A 25160-nucleotide genomic window follows, 5' to 3' on the forward strand; every position below is an offset into this window, starting at 1 on the left:
CGGCGACCCACCCGACGAGCGTCACCCACGGAGGACAGATGAGCGCCAACCCCGGGATCACCCCGGCGGAGGTCCGGCAGTGGTTGGTCGGCAGGATCTCCGACTACCTCAGCGTGCCGGCCGGTGAGCTGGACGTGCACGCGCCGCTGGCCGAACTGGGCCTCGACTCCGTCTACGCCCTGGCGCTCTCCGGTGACATCGAGGACGCCTTCGCCATCGCCGTGGAGCCGACCCTGGCCTGGGACTACCCGACGATCGACCGGCTCGCCGGTGGGATCGTCGAGGTGGTCCGGACCACGGCGGCGTCATGACCGGCGACATCGCCGTCGTGGGGCTCGACGGCCGGTTCCCCGGTGCCGCCGACCCGGCGGCGTTCTGGGACCTGCTCATGCGCGGCGGGCACGGCCTCACCGACGTACCCGCCGACCGCTGGGCCGGGGCCGACTTCCTCGACCCGGCGGGCGGGCCCGGCCGGACCAACACCACGGTCGGCGGGTTCCTCACCGACGCCGACGCGTTCGACCACGAGTTCTTCGGGATCTCGCCGCGCGAGGCGGCGGCGATGGACCCCCAGCAGCGGCTGATGCTGCAGGCCGCCTGGCGCGCGTTCGAGGACGCCGGACTCGACCCGCGTCGGCAGGCCGGCACGAACACCGGCGTCTTCGTCGGGGTGATGAGCAACGAGTGGGCGCAGCTCACCATGACCGACTACGACCGGGTCACCCCGCACCGGGGCACCGGCAACGGCTACTGCCTGGTCGCCAACCGGGTGTCCTACCACCTCGACCTGCGCGGGCCGAGCTGGGCCGTGGACAGTGCCTGCTCGTCCTCGCTGGTCGCCGCCCACCAGGCCTGCGTCGCGCTGCGGGCCGGCGAGTGCGACCAGGCCCTCGTCGGCGGCGTCAACGTGGTGCTGACCCCGGCGCTGAACATCTTCTACAGCCAGGCCGGGCTCTCCGCGCCCGACGGCGAGTGCCGCCCGTTCAGCCGGGACGCCCAGGGCATCGTGCGCGGCGAGGCCGTCGCCGCGCTGGTGCTGCGCCGGCTGGACGACGCGGTCGCCGCCGGCCTGCCGGTGTACGCGGTGATCCGCGGCAGCGCGGTCAACTCCGACGGCCGCAGCAACGGCCTCACAGCCCCCAACCGCTGGGCGCAGCAGGCGGTCATCGCCGAGGCGTACCGGCGGGCCGGGGTCGCGGCGGCGGACGTGGTCGCGGTGGAGGCGCACGGCACCGGCACGGTGCTCGGGGACCTGGTGGAGGCCAACGCGCTGGGCGGGGTGCACGGGGTGCCCCGGCCGGCGCCCTGCGCGATCGGCTCGGTCAAGGCCAACATCGGCCACGTCGAGGGGGCCGCCGGCGTCGCCGCCCTGGTGAAGATGGTGCTCGCGCTGCACCACGGCACGGTCCCGGCGAGCCGGCACGCCCGTACCGAGAACCCGGACCTGCGGCTGGCCGACAAGGGGCTGCGGTTGCTCACCACGCCGCTGCGGCTGCGCGGCCGGACCGCGACCGTCGGCGTGAGCAGCTTCGGCCTCGGTGGCACCAACGCCCACCTGGTCCTCGGCTCCGCCCCGGCCACCCCCGCCCGCCGACCCCGGCCGCCTCGACCCGGCCGCCTCCGCCCCGCCCCCGGCCGCCTCCGCCCCGCCCCCGGCCGCCTCCGGCTCGGCCCCGGGCGCCGACCGACCGCCCCGCACGCCGTCGGCCCGATGGCCCCGGGCACCTCGACGGCGCCGGGCGTGCCCGGGGTGCTGACCGTGTCGGCGGACGGGCCGGAGGGTTGCGGCGGGCCGCCGGCCTGCTCGCCCGGGACGTCGCCGGCACCCCGCCCCGGCTGCTGGGCCAGCTCTGCTGGACGAGCAACGCGGTGAAGTCCACCGGTCGGCACCGGTTGGCGTTCGTGCCCACCGACCACCACGACGCGGTGGAGCGGCTGCGCGCCGCCGCCGACGGGGACGAGACGCATGCCGGCCGCGCCCGGTCCACCCTTTCGCTCGGCTGGCTGGTCACCGGGCAGGGCGCGCAGCACCCGGGGATGACCGGCGCCCTCTACGCGGCCTGCGGCGCGTACCGCCGGGCGCTGCACGAGGCCGACGAGGTCCTCGCCCCGCTGCTCGGCGCGTCGGTGCTCGACACCGTACGGGACCGGACGGCGACCACGGTCCCGGCGGAAGTCGCCCAGCCGGCGCTCTTCGCGGTCGGCTACGCGCTCGGCCGGGTGCTGGACGACCTCGGCGCCCGGCCGGACTGGCTGCTCGGTCACAGCCTGGGCGAGTTCGCCGTCGCCGTGCACGCCGGGGCGCTGACCCTGGCCGACGCGGCCCACCTGGTCGCCCTCCGCTCCCGGCTGATGGCCCGGCTGCCGGCCGGCGGCGGGATGCTGGCCGCGCGCTGTCCGGTGGAGACCGTCGCGCCGCTGCTCGCCGACGAGCCGCTGGTCGACCTCGCCGCCGTCAACGGGCCGCGGGACGTGGTGTGCGCCGGCGACGAGGCGGGACTGGACCGCATCGCCGAGGCGCTGCGCGCGCAGCGGGTGGCCCTGCGCCGGCTCGACGTCCCGTACGCCTTCCACTCCCCGCTGATGGACCCGGTCCTGGCCGAGTTCGCCCGGGGCGCGGCGCCGGTCGAGGCCCGCCCGGCCCGCCGACCGGTCTACTCCGGACTGCGGGGCCGGCTGCTCGGGCCGGACGAGCTGATGGACGCCGACTACTGGACGGCGCACCTGCGCGAGCCGGTCCGCTTCGCCGACGCGGCGGCGGCGGCCCTGGCCGCCGGGCCCAGTCACCTGGTGGAGGTGGGGCCCCGGCGGGTCCTGTCGCCGCTGCTGCGCTCGATGCCGGCCGGTCGCACCGTGCCGACGCTCACCGCCTGCCCCGGCCCGGACGCCACCGGCGCGGAACTGTGGGAGCTGACCGCCCGGCTGCACCGCGACGGCCTCGACCCGGACTGGACGGCGCTGTACGAGCCGGAGCAGCGGGTGCTGCGGCGGCTGAGCCCGTACCCCTTCTCCACCGCGGCCCGGTTCTGGCTCGGCGCGCCCGCCGCGACCCCGGCGCACCCGGTGCCGGAGCCGGCCCACCTGCGGCCCCTGCCGGCGTCGCGGCCCGCCCCGCCCCCGGGCGACCACCTCGACGACGAGGTCCTCGACCTGGTCGCGGAGGTGTGCGGCTACCCCCGGCACCAGGTGGCGCGGGACGCCTCGCTGCACGAACAGCTCGGCTACGACTCGATCATGGTGGTCCAGCTCAAGGAGCGGATCGAGGCGCGCTGGGGCATCCGGATCGACGTGCGGGAACTGCTGTCCGAGGTGGGCACGCCCGGCCAACTGGTCGAGCACCTGCGCACCCGGGTCACGGTCGGGAAGGGACACCATGACTGAGCCGACCGTCTTCGTCACCGGGGTCGGCACGGCGTTGCCCGGCCCGCCGGTGGACAACCCGACCCTCGCCGCCCGGCTCGGCCTGGACGCCCGCTGGATCGACACCTTCATCGGCACCCGGAGCCGGCACTTCGCGGTGGACCTGCCCAGTGGCAAGCAGTTGGCCACCCTCGCCGACCTCGCCGAGGCGGCGGCCGCCGAGGCGATGCGGCGCGCCGACGTGGTCGCCACCGAGATCGACTTCGTGGTGCTGGCCACCGCCTCACCCGACGAGCTGATGCCGGCCACCGTGAACCGGGTCGCCGACCTGCTCGGGGTGGACCGGGTGCCCACCTACCAGCTCCAGTCCGGCTGCGCGGGCGCCGTGCAGGCCCTCGACGTGGGGCGGATGCTGCTCGGCCGGGCCGGACACCGCACCGGGCTGGTGATCGGCGGCGACGTGTGCGCCCGGCACATGCGGCTGGACCGCGACTTCCACCGGGCGCCCTCGGCCGAGCTGGTCAACTACGTGCTCTTCGGCGACGGCGCCGGCGCGGTGGTGCTCAGCACCGACGACCGGCCCGGCGCGCCGGTCCTGCGCGAGGTGCGGCACCAGGTCACCGGGCTGCGGCAGCCGCCGGGGCAGGTCATCCGCTGGTTCGGCGAGGCGGACCGGGACACCGACGTCCGGGGGTTCGAGGAGGACTACAAGGCCATCGAGGAGCGCGTGCCGGAGCTGGCCGAGCAGGCGCTGTGGGAGCTGCTGGACGCCACCGGCTGGCGGCCCGAGGAACTGGCCTACCTGCTGCCGCCGCAGTTGTCGGGGCGGATGACCCGGCTCATCACGCAGCGGTTGGGCGTACCGGGGGCCGAGGAGATCAGCTGCGTCACGACGACCGGCAACACCGGCAACGCCCTGCCGTTCCTGCAGCTGGACCGGCTGTCGACGCGGATCGGCAGCGGGGAGCGGGCGGTCGCGGTCTGCGTCGAGGCCAGCAAGTGGCTGACGGGTGGGTTCGCGGTGGAGGGACGGTGACCGCGCCACCCGCCGTCGCCGACCTCGCCCTGGCCGAGGACGCCTGGGCGCGGCTGCGCCGGATCCGGGACGCCGGCCGGCTGGTGGCCGACTTCCCGCAGGTCTGCGCCCTGGTCGGCGCCCTCGACGCCGACCATCGGGCCCGGGCCGGCCGGCTGCTGGCCGGCTGCGACCTGGCCGAGGTCGCCGCCACGCATGGGCAGATCCCGGCGGTGACCGTCGCGGTCACCGGCAACGGCACCTGCGCGCCGATCGTCGCGCCGCTGGTGGCCGAGTTCGCCCGGCACCGCCTCGCGGCCCGCGTCGTCGGCGCCGCCCACGGCCAGTACGTCGCCGACCTGGCCGACCCCCGGGGGGACCTGCTCGCCGCCCGGCCCGAGGTGACGCTCTGCCTGCTCGACGCCGGTGTGGTCGCCGACGAGCTGGGCGTCGGCTGGACCGCCGACGACTGCGCCCGGGTGCTGGACGCCGTCCTTGCGCGGGTCACCGGGCTGGCCCGGCGGCACGACGCGGACACCACCGCCACGCTGGTCCTGCACACCGTGCCGCTGCCGGCCTGGCTGGCCCGCCAACTCGTCGACCACCGGTCCCGGGCCCGGCTCGGCGTGGCCTGGCGGCAGTTCAACGCGGCCCTGCTCGGGCTCGCCGTCGAGTTGCGCCGCTGCGTGGTGGTGGACCTCGACACCTGCCTCACCGACGCCACCCCGCTGGACGACCCGCGGCTGCGCGCGTACGCCGGGGTCGGGTTCTCCGAGCCGCTGCTCGGCCGGCTCGCCGCCGAGGTGGGCCACGTCGCCAAGGCGTTGCGCGGGCACGGCCGCAAGTGCCTGGTGCTGGACCTCGACGGCACCCTCTGGGGCGGGGTGCTCGGCGACGACGGACCGGACGGCATCGAGGTCGGCGGCGCCGGGCGCGGTGCGGCGTTCCGCCGGCTCCAGCAGCTCGTCGCCCAGTGGGGCACGCAGGGCGTGCTGCTGGCGGTGTGCAGCAAGAACGACCCCGAGCAGGTACGCACGGTGCTGCGCGACCACCCGGACCTGGCCCTGCGCGCGACGGACCTGGTCGCGGTGACGGCCGGCTGGGGGCCGAAGAGCGAGGCGCTGGCGGAGCTGGCCCGCACCCTGAACCTCGGCACGGACAGCCTCGTCCTGGTCGACGACAGCGCGTTCGAGTGCGGGGAGGTCCGGCACGCGCTGCCCGAGGTCGCCGTGGTGCCGCTGGACGCCGAGCCGGCCCGGCACCCGGACCGGCTGCTGGCCGGCGACTGGTTCGCCACGCTGCGGCTGACCGACGACGACCACGCCCGGCGCGGCCACTACCGGGCCGAGGCCCGCCGGCAGGAGCTGCGCGACGGGCACGAAACGCTGCGGGACTACCTGCACGAGCTGGAGCTGCGCATCGAGCTCGCCCGCCCGGACGAGCGGGAGCTGAGCCGGGTCGCCCAGCTCACCCAGCGCACCAACCAGTTCCACCTGACCACCCGGCGGATGGACGACGCCGCCGTACGCGAGCACTGGCGCGACCCGGACGCCGTGCTCTGGGTGATCCGCGCGGCGGACCGGTTCGGCGACGCCGGCCTGGTCGGCGCGGTGTTCGGGCGGCACCGGCCGTCCGGCCCGCTGGTGCTGACGAACATGCTGCTCAGTTGCCGGGTCTTCGGCCGGGACATCGAGACCGCGGCGCTGCGGGCGGTGCTGGCCGACGCCCGGGAGAGCGGGCTGCCCGGCGTGCTGGGGCACTACCGGCCCAGCCCGCGCAACGGCCGCTTCGCGGACTTCTATCCGCGGCACGGCTTCGTCCCGGTGGAGCCGGACGGCGACGTCCTCCGGTTCCGGCACGACCTGACGGTGCTGCCGGAACCGGTCACCCACCTGCGGATCACTACGGACCTGGCGGGAGCATCATGATCACGCAAGCGGAGTTCCTCGTCCTGCTCGACGACGAACTCGGACTCGACTACACCCCGGCGGACCTCGACCGGGACGTCGACGAGCTGCCCGGGTGGGACTCGGTCTATCTGTGGCGGCTGCTCACCGTCCTGGAGGCGCGGACCGGCCGGCCGCTGCCCTTCGACGAGCTGCTGACCACCCGCACGCTGGACGGGGTGCGGAAGCTGGCGGTGGACGGTGCCTGAGTCCGGCCGGCTGGCCGCCCAGCGGCGGCACACCCTCTATTTCCTGCGCTGGAGCAGGGCCGTCGCCCCGGTCTTCCTCGACACCGAGGTGGACATGACCCGGGTGCTCGCCCACCGCGAGCGGTCCGCCGCCCACGGGCGGCGGATCTCCGTGCTGACGTACGTCGTCCGGTCGGCCACCGAGGTGCTGGCCCGCCACCCGGCGTGCAACGCGGTGGTCGGCGGGGGGCTGGTGCCGCGGGTCCGGCACGTCGACGAGGTACGCCCGAAGATCGCCATGGACCGGACCGTGGCCGGCCGGCGGGTGGTGCTCTCCGCCGTGCTGCCCGACCAGCGCGGCGCCGGCCTGGCCGAGATCCAGCACGCGCTGGACCGGTTCCGGGACACCCCGGTCGAGGACCTGCCCGAGCTGGGCGGCACCCTGCTGCTGCACCGGCTGCCCGCCGCGCTCGGCTGGCCGGCGTTCCGCGCGGCGGTGTCCCGGCTGTCCCGCCGGCCGGCGCTGCTCGGCACGGTCGCGGTCTCCTCGCTCGGCCACCGGGCGGTGGACGGCTTCCACGCCGTCGGCGGCACCACCTGCACCCTCAACCTCGGCCGGGTACGCCCCACCCCGGTCGTGCGGGACGGTGCGGTGGTGGTGGCCCCGGTGCTGCGGCTGAACCTGGCCTTCGACCACCGGGTCGTCGACGGCGCCGAGGCGGCGGACGTGCTGACCGAGATCAAGCAGAGCCTGGAGGAGGGCGATGACCGGTCACCGTTGCCCGGTGCTGTTGCCGCGGCATCGCGCTGACCACGGCGCTGCCCTGACGACGGCGCTGCGTCACGCCGACGCGGTCGTGGTGCACGCCCGGGTCGCGGACTGGCGACCGCGCCCCGGGGACGGGCACGACTGGGCGGCGGTGCTCGGCGACGACGCGGACCGGCGGGACCGGCTGCCCGACGCACCCGCCCGGAACCGGCTCGCCGCCGGCCGGCTGCTGCTCAAACACCTGGTCGCCACGGTGACCGGCCGGGCACCCGAGGAGATCCGGCTGGCCCGCGACCGGTTCCGTCGCCCGTACCCGGTGGGGCATCCGGTGGACGTCAACCTCAGCCACACCGGTGACGTCCTGCTCGCCGGGCTCTGCGTCCGGGGTCGGATCGGCGTCGACATCGAGCGCGCCGACCGGTGGCTCGGCGGTCGGGCGGTGGCCGGCCGGCTCTGCGCCGAACCGGAGTTGGCCGCCCTCGCCGACCTGCGCGGCGCGGCCCTCGACCGTCGCCTCGTCCGACTGTGGACGGTGAAGGAGGCGTGTGCCAAGGCGCTCGGCGGTGGCCTGGCCCACGACCTGCGGTCGCTGGCGTTCGACCTCGACGCGGCGACGGGCGTGTCGCCGTACGCCGACCTGCCCGGTGGCCCGGCCGCCTGGTCGGTCACCCCGCTGCCGGTGGGCCCGGCGCACGTCGCCGCCGTCGCCCACCGGCGCGTACCGCCGGACCGGCGGGCGGACCCATCCCGACACGGAAGGCTCACCTCATGACCGAGACCATCACGACGGACGTCTGCGTCGTGGGCGGCGGCCCGGCCGGGCTGACGTTCGCCCTCGCCCTGGCCGCCCGCGGCCACCAGGTGGTCGTGCTGGAGAAGAACCGCTCCTTCGAGCGGTCGTTCCGCGGTGAGTCGATCGCCCCCGACTCGGTGTGGCTGCTGGAGCGGCTGGGCGTCCTCGACGCGCTGCGGGCACAGCGCATCCTCGAGGTGCGGCGGATGGAGCTGCGGGACGCCGGCCGGACGGTGCTGGGGGTGGACTTCGCCACCCTGGCCCAGCCGGCCCGGCTGCCGGTCGAGGTGCCGCAGCCGATGCTGCTCGGCACGCTGACCGAGGCCGCCGAGCGGCACCCGGGCTTCACCCTGCTGCGGCAGACCGCCGCCACCGGGCTGGTGATGGAGGACGGCCGGGTGTGTGGGGTCGACGCGACGACCGAGCGGGGACCGCTGCGGGTCCGCGCCCGGCTCACCATCGGCGCGGACGGCCGCTACAGCCGGGTCCGCGACTGGGTCGGCCTGCCGTACCGGAAGATCCCGCTGGGCCGGGACTTCCTCTGGTTCGTCGCGCCCTGCCCACCGGTGTGGACCAACGACACCTACCGGATCCGGATCAGCGGCAGCCAGCACGCCATGTGCATCCCGACCTATCCCGACCTGGTCCGGGTCGGCTTCAACATCCCCAAGAACGGGCTGCGCCGGCTGCGGGCCCAGGGCATCGGCGCGTTGCACGCCCGGATCGACGAGCTGGCGCCGGAGCTGTCCGACGCGGTACGCGACGCCGTGCCGAGCTGGTCGGAGACCGCCCTGCTGGAGATCTTCACCGGCGTGGTGCCGCGCTGGGGCGCACCCGGCCTCGCGCTGCTCGGCGACGCCGCGCACACGCTGACCCCCGTGCTGGCCCAGGGCATCAACCACGCCATCATCGACGGCATCACCTTCGCCTCGATGGTCGGTCCCGCGCTCACCGGCGCCGGCGTGGAGCAGCGGCTCGACGAGGCGACCGCCGAGTTCCAGCGGATGCGGGCGCCGTCGGTCGAGCGGGCCCGGGGGCTGCAACTGCGGCAGGAAAAGCTCTTCGCCCTGTCCAGCCCGCCCGCGCAGGCGCTGCGCCGCACGCTGTACCGCCTCGTCGACCACACCCCACCGCTGAAGCGCCGGATCTGGACCGGCCTCTATCAGACGTCTATCGGGGAGACCGGCGACCGGGACGGGGCACCGGCGGGGCTGCACCCGGCCCGCTGACCGGGCCCGTGCCACCATCGCCATGGACCGGAACAACCTCGAACGGAGTGGACAGCTGGTGCGAACCATCGACACGTCGATCACGATCTCGTCGCCGCCGGAGCGGGTCTGGGAGATCCTCACCGACCTGCCCCGCTATCAGGAGTGGAACCCGTTCGTCCGGCGAGCGGCGGGCCGCCCGGCGGTGGGGGAGGCGCTGACCCTCTTCATCCAGCCGCCCGGCGAGAAGGGCATGACCCACCATCCCACCGTGACGGTCGCCGAGCCGGCCCGCCAGTTCCAGTGGCTCGGCAAGGTGGCCGTGCCGGGGCTGTTCGGCGCCCGGCACGAGTTCGTCCTCGAGGCGGCGGCCGGCGGCACGTTGGTGCGGCACCGCGAGACGTTCACCGGCCTGCTCGTCCCGTTCCTCAAGCGCACCCTGGACCGGACCGAACTCGGGTTCGACCAGCTCAACCGGGCGCTGAAGGAGCGGGCCGAGACCATCGTGGACTGATTCGGCCGGCCCGTCGGCAGGTGTGGAGAAATCCATAGAGCGCAGGGCGACGGCGGCGGACCCGCCCGGGGGCGGCGGCACAATGAGGCCGATCGCCGCGCTGGTCGCGACCGCGACGACAGCGCCCGCATGCGAAGGAGGCGGGACGTGTCCCGAGCGCCTGCTGTGTCCAGTTCCCGGGTCCGCGATCCCCGTCCGGCGGTGACCCGATGACCTCCGTGCTCGTCGACGAGGTGGTCGACGAGCGGCTGCCCGCCCGCCGGCTGGCCGCGCTCTGCGACCCCGACTCCACCGACACGGTGGGGGCCTGGACCGGTCCCGGCGTCGAGGTGGTGCGCGGCCGGATCGCCGACGCCCCGGTGGTGGCCTTCTGCACCGACGCGACCACCATGGCCGGCGCGATCGGCGCGGAGGACTCCCGGCGGATCGTCCACGCCATCGAGCTGGCGCTGGCCGAGGGGTGCCCGGTGATCGGCCTGTGGCACTCCGGCGGCGCACGCCTGGCCGACGGGGTCCGGTCGATGGACGGCGTCGGGCGGGTCTTCGCCGCGATCACCGAGGCCTCCGGGCGGATCCCGCAGATCTCGGTGGTGCTCGGTCCGGCGGCCGGGGCGGCGGCGTACGGGCCGGCGCTGACCGACGTGGTGGTGATGTCCTCGGCCGGCCGGGTCTTCGTGACCGGGCCGGACGTGGTGCAGTCGGTGACCGGCGAGCGGGTCGACATGGCCGGGCTCGGCGGCCCCGACGTGCACAGCCGATCCGGCGTGGTGCACGTGGTGACCGCCACCGAGGCCGAGGCGCTGGACCGGGCCCGGGCGATCACCACGCTGCTGGCCCGTCAGGGCACGTTCGACGTGGCGGGGGTGCGTGCCGACGCCGACCCGCGGCGCCTGCTGCCGACCCGGGCCCGCCGCGCCTACGACGTACGCCCGCTGGTGCGGGACCTGCTCGACGCCGGGACCGGGTTCGAGGAGCTGCAGGCCCGCTGGGCGCCCAATCTGGTGGTGGGCTGGGGCCGGCTGGCCGGTCGTACGGTGGGGGTCGTCGCGAACAACCCGTTGCGCAAGGCGGGCTGCCTGGATTCGCTGAGCGCGGAGAAGGCGTCCCGCTTCGTGCGGATGTGCGACTCGTTCGGGGTGCCGTTGGTCGTCGTCGTCGACGTGCCCGGTTACCTGCCGGGCACCGGCCAGGAGTGGGAGGGCGTGGTACGCCGCGGCGCCAAGCTGCTGCACGCGTTCGCCGGCTCGGTGGTACCCCGGGTCACCCTCATCACCCGCAAGGCGTACGGCGGCGCGTACATCGCGATGAACTCGCGGTCGTTGCACGCGACGGCGGTGTTCGCCTGGCCGGAGGCCGAGGTGGCGGTGATGAGCGCGACCGCGGCGGTGGGCGTGCTGCACCGCCGGGCGCTGGCCGCCGCGCCGGACGCGGAGCGGGAGGCGCTGCGGGCCAGCCTGGTCACCGAGCACGAGCGGGTGGCCGGCGGGGTGGGTGTGGCGATGGAGATCGGGGTGGTCGACGAGGTGATCGAACCGCGCGACACCCGTCGCCGGCTCGCCGAGGCGCTGGCGGCGGCACCGCAGCGCCGGGGCCGGCACACCAACATCCCGCTGTAGCCGGCGGACGGCGCCGGATCCGGGGCCCGGGAGGGCGTTGGATCCGGCGCCGCCGCGCGTGTTCAGCGAGGGCTGTGCGAGATCGCGCCGACCACCGCCAGGGTGCGCAGGTTGTGCGCGCGGCGCATGCTCATCACCCCGAAGCAGGCGGCGAGCACGACCAGCTCCGGTCGGGGCCAGGCACCGGTCACCTCGGCCCGCACGTCCGCCCCCATCCGGGCCGACTGGTGGACCTCGATCCGGTTGCCGCCCGAACCGAGCACCGCGTGGTAGCCGCGGCGGCTGCCCTGCCGTTCCCAGGTGGCCGGCGCGTTCAGGCCGGCGATCCGGGCACCGCGGCCGTCCAGCACGACCAGCGGGGCCTCCTCGGTGCCGACGGTGACCCGTTGGTAGCCGCGGTCGGTCCAGATGCCGAACCGGCCCTCCGGCGTCTCGATCTCGCCGCCGCGCATGCTCCAGTGGGCGCGGAGCGCGGCGAGCTGGTTGCCGCCGGCGTCGGTGAGCCTGTGGGCTCCACCGCTCTTGCGGACCGTGAAGACAGTCACGTGGGCGTCCTTTCCGTTGCTGCGGGAGCCGTCCGGTCGGGGGAGGGAGGGATCAGCGCCGGCGGAAGGCCGGGATGATGACGGCCGCCGCCGCCAGGTGCATGACCGCGAGCGTCGCCTTGGCGCCCGTCGACACGCCACCCAGCGGCCCGAGCAGGGACACCAGGAGTACGAGCACCGCGACGATCGTCCAGATCGTCCGGCCGGCGGCGGTAAGCCGCTCCAGCAGGGCCAGCAGCGCCCAGCCGATCAGGCCGGCGACCACGGTGGCCGCGATCACGGCCCCCAGGGTGATCTCCTGGCGGTTGCCGCCGGTGTTCACGGCGAGGGTCACGTCCAGGGCCCGGGCGATGAACCACACCGCGACGGTGACCGCCGTGGCCACGGCGATGGCGAGCAGCCGCCGCTTGGCGGTGCCGCCCTGACGCGGGGGAGCTGGGGGGGCCTGCCTGGTGTTCGACATCCGTCTACCTCCGATTGCGGGCCGGGAGGGGATCCGGCCCGGCACCCGTGAGAACTGGTGGGTTTGGATCGTATCGGCGCATGTCCACCCCCCACTCCGGTCGACGAGTCGGTGCGATCAGGTATGAGGGAAACCCTTAGCTCTGTCTGGCGCGCCATTGTTTCCGGTGGTGCTGGCGCACGATGCTCGGTGCGCGGCACCCCCAGCGGACCGAGGGATCGGCGATGACGACGACCACAGACGCAGCTCCGGGCGTCCCAGATCGATGGATACCCTTCGATCTCGACGCCTGGACGCGGTACGTCGTGCGACGCCACTTCGACCCGGAGACCGGCAGCCCGTACTGGCTGAAGCGCACCACCGAGCTTCCCTTCGACCCGCGCGACATCACCGCGTACGACGAGCTTGCCGCCCTCGGCTGCACCGACCCGCGCGGCGTCGACCCGGTGGACCTGCTCCCGCAGGACCGACCGGTGGCCGGCCGGCTGTGGGAGTCCACCGGGACGCTCGGCGGGCACTGCCGGTTCGTCCATACCCCCTCGATGACCGTGCACCGGGACCACTGGCGGGCCCGGCACCTGGCCACGGCCGGTTTCGCGCCGGGACGTACCTGGTTGCGGGTCTGCCCCGGTGGCCCGCACGCCCTGGGCCGGGGCGCCGCCCAGCTCGCCCGGCACCACCGGTCACGCGTGCACACCATCGGCATGGACCAGCGCTGGATCCGGCGACTGCTGCGCGACGGCCGGGTCGGCGAGATCAACGCCTACGTCGACCACGTGGTCGGGCAGGTCGTCGACCTGCTCCGGGAACAGCCGGTGGACTACCTGGAGACCGCCCCCGCGATCCTCGCGGTGCTGCTGGCCGCCCGGCCGGACCTGGTCGCCCGGCTCGCCGGCGTCGACCTGACCGGCACCCACCTGACTCCGCAGACCTACCGGGACGTCGTGGCGGCGCTCGACGGAGGCGTCGTGGGACACCACTTCGTCGGCGCCGCCGGGTACGCCATCGGGCTCCCCGTGCACGATGGCGGCGCGCTGATGCCGTACCTGCCCGCGTACCCGCAGGTGACCATGGCCGTGGTGGACCCCGCCGACCCCGCGCGCGTCGTCGGGTACGGCGAACTCGGCCGGATCCGGCTGACCGTGCTGCACGAGGACCTCTTCCTGCCCAACGTGCTGCAACGCGACCAGGCGCTGCGGTACCGGACGCCGGCCGGCTGGCCCTGCGACGGGGTGGCCAACGTGGCCCCGCTGCAGGCGATGTTGACGCTCCCCACCGGCCTCTACTGAGACCACACCGACCACGACGATCGCAGCGGCCACCGGGGCCGGTCCCGGCCGCTGTCCGGCGGCACCAACCTGAGGAGAAGGTACGGATGGACGTAGGACTCAAGCGGGAACTCGAGCAGAAGGTCGCCGCGGGCGACCGGCTCAGCCGCGAGGACGGGATCGCGCTCTACGAGTGCGACGACCTGGCCTGGCTGGGTGGCCTGGCGCACCAGGTGCGGACGAAGAAGAACGGTGACGCCGTCTTCTTCAACATCAACCGGCACCTGAACATGACCAACGTCTGCACCGCGTCGTGCGCGTACTGCTCGTTCCAGCGCAAGCCGGGGGAGAAGGACGCCTACACGATGCGGATCGAGGAGGCGGTCCGGCTCGCCAAGGCGATGCAGAACGAGCAGCTCACCGAGCTGCACATCGTCAACGGCCTGCACCCGACGCTGCCCTGGCGCTATTACCCGCGGTCGATCCGGGCGCTCAAGGAGGCGCTGCCGGCGAACGTGGCGATCAAGGCGTTCACCGCCACCGAGATCCACTGGTTCGAGCGGATCTCCGGGCTGAGCGCCGACGAGATCCTCGACGAGCTCATCGACGCCGGCCTGGAGTCGCTGACCGGTGGGGGCGCGGAGATCTTCGACTGGGAGATCCGCCAGCACATCGTCGACCACCAGACCCACTGGGAGGACTGGTCGCGGATCCACCGGCTGGCCCACAGCAAGGGGCTCAAGACCCCGTGCACGATGCTCTACGGCCACATCGAGGAGCCCCGGCACCGGGTCGACCACGTGCTGCGGCTGCGCGAGCTGCAGGACGAGACCGGCGGGTTCCGGGTCTTCATCCCGCTGCGCTACCAGCACGACTTCCACGACTCGGCGGACGGCAAGATCCGTAACCGGATCCAGGCGCGGACCACGATGGCGTCGCCGGCCGAGTCGCTGAAGACTTTCGCGGTCTCCCGGCTGCTGTTCGACAACGTCCCGCACGTGAAGGTGTTCTGGGTCATGCACGGCCTGCAGACGGCGGGTCTCGCCCTGAACCACGGCGCGGACGACATCGACGGCTCGGTCGTCGAATACAAGATCACCCACGACGCCGACAACTACGGCACGCCGGACAAGATGTCCCGGGACGGACTGCTCGACCTCATCCGGGACGCCGGATTCCGGCCGGTGGAGCGGAACACCCGCTACGAGATCGTCCGTGAGTTCGACGGTCCGGACACGGCCGTCCGGGAGAGCCCGCAGCCGATGCGGGTCTGAGCCGCCATCCATCCGGATCCGACCAACGATCAGCAGGTGATGACATGACCGCAACCGAAACCGAAGAGGCCCTCGAGGTCTGGATCGACCAGGGGCTGTGCACCGGGGACGGGATCTGCGCGCAGTACGCGCCGGACGTCTTCGAGCTGGACGTCGACGGCCTCGCGTACGTCAAGGGCGCCGACGGCGAACTGCGCAAGGACGACGGCTCGGCGGTGCTGGTGCCGACGATCAGCCTCAAGGACGTGACCGACTCCGCCACCGAGTGCCCGGGCGAGTGCATCCACGTGCGCCGACGCAGCGACGGTGTCGAGGTGTACGGGCCCGACGCGGACCCGGTATGACGCGCCCGGCCGAACTGCTGGGTGCCGCCCCGGGGAGCGACCACCGGAGCCCGCTGCACGCCCCACGGCCGCGACCCCGGGTGGGCCACATCCAGTTCCTCAACTGCCTCCCGCTGTTCTGGGGGCTGGCCCGCACCGGCGGGCTGCTCGACCTGGACCTGACCCGGGACACCCCGGACGGCCTGAGTGACGCGCTGGTCGCCGGTGACCTCGACATCGGGCCGATCAGCGTGATGGAGTTCCTCCGGCACGCCGACGACCTGGTGGTGCTGCCGGACATCGCGGTCGGCGGCGACGGACCGATCATGTCCTGCCTGATCGTCAGCCGGTGCCCGCTGGAGGAGCTCGACGGCGCGCCGATCGCGCTCAGCTCGACCAGCCGCACCTCGGTCCGCCTGGCGGAGCTGCTGCTCACCGACTCGGTCGGGGTGAAGCCGGAGTTCGTCGTCCGGCCACCCGACCTGGCCACCATGCTGGCCGAGGCGCCGGCCGCCGTGGTCATCGGGGACACCGCCCTGCGGGCGGCGCTGCACGAGGCCCCGGCCCTCGGCCTGCAGGTGCACGACCTCGGGCAGATGTGGCGGGACTGGACCGGCCTGCCCTTTGTCTTCGCCGTGTTCGCGGCCCGCCGCGAGTTCGTCGAGCGGGAGCCGGAGCTCGTCCGGGAGGTGCACGCGAGCTTCCTCGCGTCCCGGGACCTGTTCCTGACCGAGATGGACGACATCTGCGCGCAGGCCGCCCGCTGGGAGGCGTTCGACGCCGACACCCTGCGCCGGTACTACCTGACCGCGCTGGACTTCCGCCTCGGTGACCGGCAACTCGCCGGCATCGCCGAGTTCGCCCGCCGGGTCGGCGGACCGGACGCCGGGTTCCCGCCGGACGTCCGGCTCCACCTGCTCGACGCCCACCGAACCGTGCTGCCCGGCGCAGCCGTCACCCCCTAGCTGGAAAGGCAGCAACCCGTGCCGACATCCACCAGTATCGACATCGCCGAGGTCCTGGATCGGGCCGCCGGTGGTGGCCGGATCACCCCGGCCGAGGCCCTGGACCTCTACCGGTACGCCCCCCTGCACGCCCTCGGACAGGCGGCCGACGCGGCCCGTCGACGCCGCTACGCCGGCACCGAGCACATCGCCACGTACATCATCGAGCGCAACATCAACTACACCAACGTCTGCGTCACGGCGTGCAAGTTCTGCGCGTTCTACGCGCCGCCGAAGAGCGAGGCGGGCTGGACCCGCGACCTCGACGACATGCTGCGCCGCTGCGCGGAGACCGTCGAGCTGGGCGGCACGCAGATCATGTTCCAGGGCGGGCACCACCCCGAGTTCGGGGTGGAGTACTACGAGCGGCTCTTCTCCACCGTGAAGCAGGCGTTCCCGCAGCTGGTCATCCACTCGCTCGGCGCCTCCGAGGTGGCCCACATGGCCAAGGTCTCCGGCGTGTCGGTGGAGGAGGCGATCGTCCGGATCCGCGACGCCGGCCTGGACTCGTTCGCCGGCGCCGGCGCCGAGCTGCTGCCGGCCCGCCCGCGTACGGTGATCGCCCCGCTCAAGGAGTCGGGCGAGCGCTGGCTGGAGATCATGGAGGTCGCGCACGGCCTCGGCGTGGAGTCCACCTGCACGATGCTGATGGGCACCGGCGAGACCAACGCGGAACGGATCGAGCACTTGGCGATGGTCCGGGACGTGCAGGACCGCACCGGCGGGTTCCGGGCGTTCATCCCGTACACCTACCAGCCGAACAACAACCACCTCAAGGGCCGCACCCAGGCCACGCCGCTGGAGTACCTGCGGCTGATCGCCATCGCCCGGCTGTTCCTGCACAACGTCGCGCACATCCAGGGCTCCTGGCTGACCACCGGCAAGGAGCTGGGGCAGCTCTCCCTGCACTACGGCGCGGACGACCTGGGCTCGATCATGCTGGAGGAGAACGTGGTCTCCTCGGCCGGTGCGAAGCACCGCTCCAACCTCGGCGAGCTGATCACGCTGATCCGGGGCGCCGACCGGGTGCCGGCCCAGCGCAGCACCACGTACGAGCACCTGCGGGTGCACGACGACCCGGCGGCCGACCCGGTGGACGACCGGGTGGTGTCGCACCTGTCGTCGATCGCGGACGACGCGCCGCGGCCGCGCAAGCAGCTGCCCGTGCTCTCCGGGGCGCGAGGCGAGGCATGAAGGTCCTGGTAACCGGCGGTGCCGGGTTCATCGGCTCGCACTACGTCCGGTCCATGCTCGACGGTCGCTACCCGGGTTACGAGGACGCGGCGGTGACCGTGCTCGACAGCCTGACCTATGCGGGCAACACCGCCAGCCTGCCGATGGAGCACGAGCGGCTGCGCTTCGTGACCGGCGACATCCGCGACGCGGATCTGCTGGCCGGGCTGCTGCCGGGGCACGACGCGGTGGTGCACTTCGCCGCCGAGTCGCACGTGGACCGGTCGCTGACCGGGGCCACCGCCTTCGTCTCCACCAACGTGGTCGGCACCCAGCAGCTGCTGGACAGCTGCCTGCGGGCGGACGTCGGCACGGTGCTCTGCGTCTCCACCGACGAGGTGTACGGCTCGATCTCCTCGGGTTCCTGGGACGAGGACGAGCCGCTGCTGCCGAACTCGCCGTACGCGGCGTCCAAGGCGGGCAGCGACCTGATCGCCCGGGCCTACCACCGCACCCACGGGCTGGACGTACGGACCACCCGGTGCTGCAACAACTACGGCCCCTACCAGCACATCGAGAAGCTGATCCCGCTCTTCGTCACCAACCTGCTGCAGGGCCTGCCGGTCCCGCTGTACGGCGACGGCCGCAACGTTCGCGAGTGGCTGCACGTGGACGACCACTGCGCGGGGATCCAGCTGGTGCTCACCAGGGGGGAGCCGGGCGGGATCTACAACATCGGCAGTGGGTTCGAGGCCAGCAACGCGGAAATCACCCGCCGGCTGGTCGAGCTCTGCGCCGCCGATCCGGGCCTGGTCCGGCAGGTCGGCGACCGCAAGGGCCACGACCTGCGCTACTCGGTCGACACCGGGAAGATCGAGAAGCTGGGCTACCGGCCGGCGGTCGACTTCGACGCCGGCCTGGCCGACACGGTCCAGTGGTACCGGGACAACCCCGGCTGGTGGAAGTCCTGACACCACCGGGGACAGCGGTGACGGGGGCCGCCGGGTGTCGACCCGGCGGCCCCCGTCGGCTCCGGCACCCGGGGTACGGCCGCGGCCCCCGACGGTCGGACCCCGGGTGCGCTCAGCCGAGGGCCAGCGCGGCGGCCCGTACCTCGTGGATCACCGTCTCGACCGCCTCGTCGGACAGGTGTGGACCCATGGGCAGGCTCAGCACCTCGTCGGCCAGCCGTTCCGCGCGCGGCAGCGCGCCCGCCGGCCAGCTCTGCTGCCCCGCGTACGCCGGGCTGAGGTGGTTGGCCACCGGATAGTGGATCATGGTTTGTACGCCCGCCTCGGCCAGCCGGTTCCGCAGCACCTCGCGGGCCGTCGAGCGCAGCACGTACTGGTGCCAGACCGGTTCCGCCCAGGGGCTGACGTCGGGCGTGACGACACCGGGCAGGCCGGCCAGTTCCCGGCTGTAACGCTCGGCGATGCCGCGCCGACGGCGGTTCCACTCGTCCAGGTGGGGCAGCTTGGCGGCGAGCACCGCGGCCTGGATCTCGTCCAGGCGCGAGTTGGTGCCGCGCAGCTCGTGCACGTACTTCTCCCGGGAACCGTAGTTGCGCAGCAGCCGCAGCCGGTCGGCGAGGGCGGCGTCGTGGGTGACGACCGCGCCGCCGTTGCCGAGCGCGCCGAGGTTCTTGCCCGGATAGAAGCTGAACGCCACCGCGGGCCCGGCACCGACCCGGCGGCCCCGGTGACGTGCGCCGTGGGCCTGCGCCGCGTCCTCGACCAGTGCGATGCCGTGCCGGTCGGCGACGGCCGCGATCGCGGTCAGATCGACCGGGTGCCCGTAGAGGTGGACCGGTAGCACCGCCCGGGTGCGGGGCGTCACCGCCGCCGCCAGCCGGTCCGGGTCGAGCAGGAAGGATCCGTCACCGGGCTCCACGGGTACCGGCCGGGCGCCGATGGCGGACACCGCCAGCCAGGTGCCGATGAACGTGTGCGAGGGGACGATCACCTCGTCGCCGGCGTCCACCCCGACGGCGCGCAGCGCCAGCTCCACGGCGGCCAGGCCGGAGCCGGTGGCCACGCAGTGGGTGTTCTCGCAGTACGCGGCGAAGGCCGCTTCGAAGGTCTCCAGCTCCGGTCCGAGCAGGTAGCGCCCCGAGCGGGACACCCGCAGCACCGCCGCGTCGATCTCGTCCTGCACGCCGGACGTGCGGTGCAGCGCGCGCAGGTCGAAGAACGGGACGCGGACCGGCCGGGTGGTCGCGACCGTACCCCTCATCGCCGGTCCCCGACCAGGGCACCGGCCGGCCGCGCCTCGGCCGGGTCCGGCGCCTGCGCCAGCCAGTCCTCGATCACCAGCGCGGCGCGGGCCGGACCGCCGGCGGCCAGCATGGCCGCGCGCATCCGGGTGACGCTCCGCCGCACGTCGCGGTCGGCGGCGACCTCCTCGACGAGCCCGCGCAGCCGGGCCGGCTCCAGTCCCTCGCCGGGCAGGGTCCGGCCCAGGCCGAGCGCTTCGGTACGGGCACCGTTGACCCGGTCCTCGGGGGTCCAGGTGACAACCACCAGTGGGGTGTTGAAGTAGAGGGCTTCCAGCATGGTGCTCATCCCGGCGTGGCAGACGACCGCCGCGGCGTGCGGCAGTACGGTCCGGAAGGCGATCCACTCGTGGATCTCGACGTGCGCGACGGGAGGCGGGCCGGCCGGGAGGTTGCCCGGGCCCACCGTCATCACCACGTGCCACCCGGCGTCGGCGAACGCGCTGCCGCAGGCCCGGAAGAAGTCGGGATGGTCGTTCACCTCGGTGCCCAGGGTGATCAGCACCACCGGGCGCCCGTCGGCCGGCGGCACCCACGAGCCGGTGTCGGGCTGGCCCGAGCCCAGGCTGTGCCCGACGAAGGTGAACCGCTCGTCGAAGGTCTCGCCCCGGGGTTGGAACTCCCGGGGCAGCAGGACGAGGTTGCGGTCGGAGAAGTTGGCCATGAAGGACCAGACGGCGTCCGGCTCCTCGCCCCGGGCGGTGAGGTGCTCGGTCAGCAGGTCGATGCAGCGTTGGACGTTCTCCGTGGCACCGTCGAAGACCTCCTGGGCCAGCGAGAAGTGCTCGTTCGACGCGACGTACGGGAACAGCTGCGCGGTGGGTCGGTGCCAGGCGCGGGCAGCCGTCCGGGCGGTGAAGAAGCTCTCCAGGTCGTGCAGGACGAGATCCGGCACGTCGTCCCGGAACGCCTCCATGGTGCGCGGCAGGATCACCTCCATCGACTCGCGCAGGAAGTGCAGCCCCAGCGCGCCGATGTCCTCGCCGGTGACGGCCCCGTCGCCCAGCCGGGTGCGCCGGGAGGCGTACACCACCGCTTCGGCGCCCACCGCGGCCACGGCGGCGGCGTGCCGCTCGTCGACGACGTGGGTGACCCGGTGGCCCAGCCCGACGAGGATCCGGCTGAACTCCAGCGTCGGGTTGACGTGCCCGTAGCCCGGGAACATGAAGATCGCAACGTGCCTCATCGCGGCAGACTCCTCACCATCTCGACTGCGGTAGGTCTCGCGGGGGCCGGCCACCGGTTGCGGTCGGCAAGGCGGTCACCGCGCGGGGTCAGCGTCTGTCGAGCTCCGCCCGGGCCAGCTGCATGACGTAGCTGCCGTAGCCCGACTTGGCGCTGCCCTGGGCGCGCCGCAGGCAGGTCTCGGCGTCGACGAAGCCCCGACGCAGCGCGATCTCCTCGAGGCAGGCGATCCGGACGCCCTGGCGGTGCTCCAGCACCTGCACGAACTGGCCCGCGTCCAGCAGCGACTCGTGCGTGCCGGTGTCCAGCCAGGCGAATCCACGGCCGAGGTCCACCACCCGGGCCTTGCCCTGCTGCTGGTAGAACCGGATCACGTCGGTGATCTCCAGTTCCCCGCGCGCCGACGGGACCAGGTTCTTGGCGATGTCGACGACCTTGTTGTCGAAGAAGTAGAGCCCGGTGATGGCCCGGTTGGTCCGGGGGTTCGCCGGCTTCTCCTCGATCCGGACCAGCCGGTTGTGCTCGTCGATCTCGCCGACGCCGTACCGCTCCGGATCGGAAACCTGGTAGCCGAAGAGGACACAGCCGTCGAGCAGCCGGGAACTCTCGTCGAGGAAACCCGACATGCCGGGGCCGTGGAAGATGTTGTCGCCGAGGATCAGCGCGACGCTGTCGTCACCGATGTGCTCGGCGCCGATGAGGAACGCCTCGGGCAGCCCGTTCGGCTCGGGCTGCACGGCGTAGCTCATCCGCAGGCCCAGGTCGCTGCCGTCGCCGAAGAGCCGGCGGAACAGGGGCTGGTCCTCGGGCGTGGAGATGATCAGGATGTCCCGGATGCCGGCGAGCATGAGCACCGAGAGCGGATAGTAGATCATCGGTTTGTCGTAGACGGGAAGCAGTTGCTTCGACACGGCAACCGTCACCGGATGCAGTCGGGTGCCGGCTCCGCCGGCCAGGATGATGCCCTTCACGTGACCGTCACTCCCGTTGTCGTCGCTGACTCGCTGACTCGATGGCTCGGTGCGTCGTCGTCCGGCCGGTCGGACTGCGGTGCGGATGCCGCGATGAGGTCCGCGTCCCGGGGCGGGTCGGCCGCCGGAGCGGTCCGGACGGGACGGGCGACGGGCGGATCCGTCCGATGGCCGCCCGATCCTCTCGGCCGCCGGCCCAGTATTCGCCCGCCTGCGGCGCTTACCGCAGGGCCGCGATCCGAAGACTAGGGCCTTTGCTAATTCGGGGCCTGATTGACCGGTCAGAGGTTCACGCACCCCGCCCCGTCGTCCACCCTGATCCAGCAACCGGGGGTCACCCCAGGATCCTCTTGAGATGGCGGTTGAGTATGCGTGTACTTCCCACCACCCTGATTCGTAGCAAGAAAGGGCTGACCGGCGTCGTCGTCGCGGCGACGGTGGCAGTCGGCATGGTTGCCTCGATCGGCGCCGCCGCGCCGGCCGCCGAGGTGCGGCGGGCCGAGGTGTCGTTGAACCAGCTCGTCCCGGTCCCGGTCGAGGTGCGGGCAGCCGAGGGAGCGGCGTTCGAGCTGCGCTCCGGGGCCCAGATCCAGGTCACCGCCGGGGTGCCCGCCGCGACGGATGCCGGCACCTATCTGGCCACCCTGCTGAAGCCGGCCACCGGCTTCGCGCTGCCGGTGAAGTCGACCACGGCCGACCGTCCGGGCGACGGCATCTCGCTGCTGCTCGGCGGCGCCGACCCCCGCGTCGGCGCGCAGGGCTACGAGCTCGACGTCACCCGCCGGTCGGTGGTCATCCGGGCCAACGAGCCGGCCGGCCTGTTCAGCGGCGTGCAGACGTTGCGCCAGCTGCTGCCGGTGCGGATCGAGGCCGCGACCCGGCAGAGCGGCCCGTGGACGGTGCAGACCGGGCACATCCTGGACTACCCGCGCTACGCGTACCGGGGTGCGCTGCTCGACGTGGCACGGCACTTCTTCCCGGTGGAGACCGTCAAGACGTACATCGACAACGTCGCCCGCTACAAGGTCAACTACCTGCACCTGCACTTGACCGACGACGCGGGTTGGCGGATCGCCATCGACTCCTGGCCGAAGCTCGCCACCTTCGGCGGCAGCAGCGGCGTCGGCGGTCAGCTGCCCGGCCACTACAGCAAGACCGACTTCCGCGAGATCGTCGCGTACGCCGCCGCGCGCGGCATCACGGTGGTGCCGGAGATCGAGGGTCCGGGCCACTCGCAGGCCGCCCTCGCCTCGTACGCGAAGCTGAACTGCGACGGCAAGGCCAAGGAGCTCTACACCGGCTATGTGCCGAGCCCGGACGGCCTGCTCTGCGTCCGCAAGGCCATCACCTACAAGTTCCTCGATGACGTCATCCGGGAGATCGCCGCGCTGACCCCCGGCCCGTACCTGCACATCGGTTCGGACGAGGCGCACTCGATGGCGCCGGAGGACTTCGCCTACTACATCTCCAAGGTCACCCCGATCGTGCGCAAGTACGGCAAGAAGCTGATCGGCTGGCAGGAGATGGTCAACGGGCAGCCGGGCGAGGCCATCGGCCAGTACTGGATCAACGGCGTGAACAACGACGAGGTCGCGGCGGCCGCCGCTAAGGGCACGAAGTTCATCATGACGCCCGCCGACCACGCGTACCTGGATATGAAGTACAACGACGCGCAGCCGGCGTACCCGCTCGGCAACGTCTGGGCCGGCACCACCGAGGTCGACGACGCCTACAACTGGCAGCCGGACACCGAGCTGCCCGGCGTGGACGAGTCGGCCGTGGCCGGGGTCGAGGCGGCCCTGTGGACGGAGACGGTGTTCGCCCTGGAGCACATCGAGGCGCTCGCCTTCCCCCGGCTGCTGGCCACCGCCGAGATCGGCTGGTCGCCGAAGACCAGCCACAACTGGGACGCGTTCGCCGAGCGGCTGGCCGCTCAGGGCCCTCGACTGCGGACGGCCCGGGTGAACTACACCCGCGCCGGCGGCGTGTCGTGGGCGGGTTGCAGCTGAACCATCCGTCGCTGATGCCGCCCCGGCCGGTGGATCCTGACGGGTCCCCGGCCGGGGCGGCCCGGCAAAGGGGAGGCACCATGAGCAACGGCAGCCCGCGGGTCGCCGACCACATCATGTCCGCGCTCGCCGCGACCGGCGTCTCGCACGTCTTCGGCGTCGGCGGCGCGAACATCGAGGACCTGTACGACGCGGCCCACCGCACCGACGGGCGGATCCGCGCCGTGGTCGCCAAGCACGAGTTCGCCGCCGCCTGCATGGCCGAGGGGAGCGTCCGCGCCGCCGGTGGCCTCGGGGTCGTCATGGCCACCTCGGGTGCCGGGGCGATGAACCTGGTGCCCGGCGTCGCCGAGGCGTACGCCGCCCGGGTGCCGCTGCTCGCGCTGGTCGGCCAGCCGCCGCGCGACCTGGAGGGTCGGGGCGCGTTCCAGGACTCCAGCGGGCGGGGCGGCGCGTTCGACGCGACCGAACTCTTCGGCACCATCTCCCGCTTCTGCGCCCGGGTCGACGACCCGGCGGACACCGGCAAGCTGCTCGCCGCGGCGATCGACGCGGCCCGGTCCCCACGCGGCGGTCCGGCCGTGCTGCTGCTGCCCAAGGACGTGCAGCAGGCCACGGTGGCCAGCTTCGCGCCGGTCGACCTGCTGCCCACCTCGGCGAGCGGGCCCGCGCCCGGCCGCCGGGCCGCCGCCGACCTGCTGGCCCGACCGTCGCCGACGGGGAGAGATCCTCGTCGTCGCCGGGGACGGGGTCGGCCACGCCGACGCCCGCGCCGAGCTGGCCGCGCTGGTCGCGCGGCTGGACGCCTGGGTCGCGGTGACCCCGGAGGGCAAGGACGCCTTCCCCAACGACGACCCCCGGTTCGTCGGGGTGACCGGTGCGATCGGCCACCCCAGCGTCGGGCGCCGGCTCACCGCCGCCGCCCTCTGCGTGCTGGTGGGCACCCGGCTGCCGGTGATGGCCCGGCCGGGCTCGACGCGGCCCTGGCGACCGTCCCGCTGATCGGCTTCGACCCGGAGCCGCCCTTCGTCGCCCCCGCCGGCGGCGTGCCGCTGGTGCACGTCGACGGTGACCTGCGGGCGGAACTGCGGGCCGCCGTGGAGCTGCTGGCCGACGCTCCGCCGGCCCGGCCGGTGCGGCGGGATCCGGCCGGTCACCGTGAGTTCCTGGTCACCCCGACGCTGGACACCCCCGGCGTACGGCTGCCGGACGCGGTCCGGGCGATCGGGGACGCCGTGCCCGCCGACGCCACCGTGGTCTCGGA

At 73.7% G+C, this 25160-nt stretch carries 24 protein-coding genes and 1 pseudogene; 20 read left to right on the forward strand and 5 right to left on the reverse strand.

What is annotated here, in order from left to right:
• The first annotated feature begins 38 nt into the window (after positions 1–38).
• The 11 genes from MRQ36_RS24635 (at position 39) to MRQ36_RS24685 (ending at position 11409) form a co-directional block, all read left to right on the forward strand.
• Positions 39–311, forward strand: coding sequence for an acyl carrier protein (locus MRQ36_RS24635; RefSeq protein ID WP_242799119.1), 273 nt, complete (start codon positions 39–41; stop codon positions 309–311).
• The gene (locus MRQ36_RS24640) at positions 308–1873 is read left to right on the forward strand and encodes a polyketide synthase (RefSeq protein WP_242799121.1); all 1566 of its coding nucleotides are present in this window, start codon (positions 308–310) and stop codon (positions 1871–1873) included. Before MRQ36_RS24635 ends, MRQ36_RS24640 begins: the two co-directional genes overlap by 4 nt.
• On the forward strand, positions 1783–3381 hold the full coding sequence (locus tag MRQ36_RS24645) for an acyltransferase domain-containing protein (protein WP_242799123.1): 1599 nt from the start codon (positions 1783–1785) through the stop codon (positions 3379–3381). Before MRQ36_RS24640 ends, MRQ36_RS24645 begins: the two co-directional genes overlap by 91 nt.
• The gene (locus MRQ36_RS24650; protein WP_242799125.1) at positions 3374–4396 is read left to right on the forward strand and encodes a 3-oxoacyl-ACP synthase III family protein; all 1023 of its coding nucleotides are present in this window, start codon (positions 3374–3376) and stop codon (positions 4394–4396) included. Before MRQ36_RS24645 ends, MRQ36_RS24650 begins: the two co-directional genes overlap by 8 nt.
• Entirely contained in the window at positions 4393–6303 is a 1911-nt protein-coding gene (locus MRQ36_RS34060) for an HAD family hydrolase (protein WP_242799127.1), read from the forward strand. The genes MRQ36_RS24650 and MRQ36_RS34060 overlap by 4 nt, the downstream gene beginning before the upstream one ends.
• Positions 6300–6530 carry an acyl carrier protein gene (locus MRQ36_RS24660; protein WP_242799129.1) on the forward strand — a complete coding sequence of 77 codons (231 nt, stop codon included), beginning with the start codon at positions 6300–6302 and terminating at the stop codon, positions 6528–6530. Before MRQ36_RS34060 ends, MRQ36_RS24660 begins: the two co-directional genes overlap by 4 nt.
• Positions 6523–7320: a 2-oxo acid dehydrogenase subunit E2 gene (locus tag MRQ36_RS24665; protein WP_308194909.1), complete on the forward strand. Its 798-nt coding sequence runs from the start codon at positions 6523–6525 to the stop codon at positions 7318–7320. Before MRQ36_RS24660 ends, MRQ36_RS24665 begins: the two co-directional genes overlap by 8 nt.
• Positions 7295–8050: a 4'-phosphopantetheinyl transferase superfamily protein gene (locus tag MRQ36_RS24670; protein ID WP_242799131.1), complete on the forward strand. Its 756-nt coding sequence runs from the start codon at positions 7295–7297 to the stop codon at positions 8048–8050. The genes MRQ36_RS24665 and MRQ36_RS24670 overlap by 26 nt, the downstream gene beginning before the upstream one ends.
• Positions 8047–9300 (forward strand): FAD-dependent oxidoreductase, encoded by a 1254-nt coding sequence (locus MRQ36_RS24675; protein WP_242799133.1) that lies wholly within the window; start codon positions 8047–8049, stop codon positions 9298–9300. The genes MRQ36_RS24670 and MRQ36_RS24675 overlap by 4 nt, the downstream gene beginning before the upstream one ends.
• A 58-nt stretch (positions 9301–9358) precedes the next feature.
• A complete protein-coding gene (locus MRQ36_RS24680) occupies positions 9359–9793 on the forward strand; it encodes an SRPBCC domain-containing protein (RefSeq protein ID WP_242799135.1) in 435 nt (144 codons plus the stop codon).
• A gap of 209 nt (positions 9794–10002) precedes the next feature.
• On the forward strand, positions 10003–11409 hold the full coding sequence (locus MRQ36_RS24685) for an acyl-CoA carboxylase subunit beta (protein WP_242799137.1): 1407 nt from the start codon (positions 10003–10005) through the stop codon (positions 11407–11409).
• Positions 11410–11471: 62 nt separating this feature from the next.
• Here the strand turns inward: MRQ36_RS24685 and MRQ36_RS24690 are convergent, their stop codons facing one another.
• Complete coding sequence (locus MRQ36_RS24690) at positions 11472–11954, reverse strand: hypothetical protein (protein WP_242799139.1); 483 nt, start codon at positions 11952–11954, stop codon at positions 11472–11474.
• A 52-nt stretch (positions 11955–12006) separates the two neighbouring features.
• Positions 12007–12417: a DUF6069 family protein gene (locus tag MRQ36_RS24695; RefSeq protein WP_242799141.1), complete on the reverse strand. Its 411-nt coding sequence runs from the start codon at positions 12415–12417 to the stop codon at positions 12007–12009.
• A 224-nt stretch (positions 12418–12641) separates the two neighbouring features.
• Between MRQ36_RS24695 and MRQ36_RS24700 the strand changes: the two genes are divergently transcribed.
• From MRQ36_RS24700 to rfbB, 6 genes are all read left to right on the forward strand, one after another.
• A complete protein-coding gene (locus MRQ36_RS24700; RefSeq protein WP_242799143.1) occupies positions 12642–13706 on the forward strand; it encodes a hypothetical protein in 1065 nt (354 codons plus the stop codon).
• Positions 13707–13792: 86 nt separating this feature from the next.
• Positions 13793–14959 carry an aminofutalosine synthase MqnE gene (mqnE, locus tag MRQ36_RS24705; RefSeq protein WP_242799145.1) on the forward strand — a complete coding sequence of 389 codons (1167 nt, stop codon included), beginning with the start codon at positions 13793–13795 and terminating at the stop codon, positions 14957–14959.
• A gap of 44 nt (positions 14960–15003) precedes the next feature.
• Positions 15004–15303, forward strand: coding sequence for a ferredoxin (locus tag MRQ36_RS24710; protein WP_242799147.1), 300 nt, complete (start codon positions 15004–15006; stop codon positions 15301–15303).
• Positions 15304–15356: 53 nt separating this feature from the next.
• Positions 15357–16247 carry a menaquinone biosynthetic enzyme MqnA/MqnD family protein gene (locus tag MRQ36_RS24715; RefSeq protein WP_374251180.1) on the forward strand — a complete coding sequence of 297 codons (891 nt, stop codon included), beginning with the start codon at positions 15357–15359 and terminating at the stop codon, positions 16245–16247.
• Positions 16248–16265: 18 nt separating this feature from the next.
• Complete coding sequence (gene mqnC, locus MRQ36_RS24720) at positions 16266–17480, forward strand: cyclic dehypoxanthinyl futalosine synthase (RefSeq protein WP_242799151.1); 1215 nt, start codon at positions 16266–16268, stop codon at positions 17478–17480.
• Positions 17477–18430 (forward strand): dTDP-glucose 4,6-dehydratase, encoded by a 954-nt coding sequence (gene rfbB, locus MRQ36_RS24725; protein ID WP_242799153.1) that lies wholly within the window; start codon positions 17477–17479, stop codon positions 18428–18430. Before mqnC ends, rfbB begins: the two co-directional genes overlap by 4 nt.
• A 112-nt stretch (positions 18431–18542) precedes the next feature.
• Here rfbB and MRQ36_RS24730 read toward each other — a convergent pair whose 3' ends face one another.
• The 3 genes from MRQ36_RS24730 to rfbA form a co-directional block, all read right to left on the reverse strand.
• Positions 18543–19691, reverse strand: coding sequence for a DegT/DnrJ/EryC1/StrS aminotransferase family protein (locus tag MRQ36_RS24730; protein WP_242799155.1), 1149 nt, complete (start codon positions 19689–19691; stop codon positions 18543–18545).
• Complete coding sequence (locus MRQ36_RS24735; RefSeq protein WP_242799157.1) at positions 19688–20917, reverse strand: macrolide family glycosyltransferase; 1230 nt, start codon at positions 20915–20917, stop codon at positions 19688–19690. Before MRQ36_RS24735 ends, MRQ36_RS24730 begins: the two co-directional genes overlap by 4 nt.
• 88 nt (positions 20918–21005) lie before the next feature.
• Positions 21006–21887, reverse strand: coding sequence for a glucose-1-phosphate thymidylyltransferase RfbA (gene rfbA / locus MRQ36_RS24740; RefSeq protein ID WP_242799159.1), 882 nt, complete (start codon positions 21885–21887; stop codon positions 21006–21008).
• Positions 21888–22255: 368 nt separating this feature from the next.
• Here rfbA and MRQ36_RS24745 point away from each other — a divergent pair, with 368 nt between their 5' ends.
• The 3 genes and pseudogenes from MRQ36_RS24745 to MRQ36_RS34540 all read left to right on the forward strand — a co-directional run bounded on the left by MRQ36_RS24745 (position 22256) and on the right by MRQ36_RS34540 (position 24898).
• Positions 22256–23896, forward strand: coding sequence for a beta-N-acetylhexosaminidase (locus tag MRQ36_RS24745; RefSeq protein ID WP_242799160.1), 1641 nt, complete (start codon positions 22256–22258; stop codon positions 23894–23896).
• Between the two features lie 80 nt (positions 23897–23976).
• Positions 23977–24318, forward strand: a pseudogene (locus MRQ36_RS34535) (thiamine pyrophosphate-binding protein); the annotation flags it as partial.
• 364 nt (positions 24319–24682) lie between these two features.
• Positions 24683–24898 (forward strand): hypothetical protein, encoded by a 216-nt coding sequence (locus tag MRQ36_RS34540; protein ID WP_374251181.1) that lies wholly within the window; start codon positions 24683–24685, stop codon positions 24896–24898.
• Positions 24899–25160: the final 262 nt, after the last annotated feature.

The sequence above is a fragment of the Micromonospora sp. R77 genome (genome assembly GCF_022747945.1).
Classification (GTDB): domain Bacteria; phylum Actinomycetota; class Actinomycetes; order Mycobacteriales; family Micromonosporaceae; genus Micromonospora.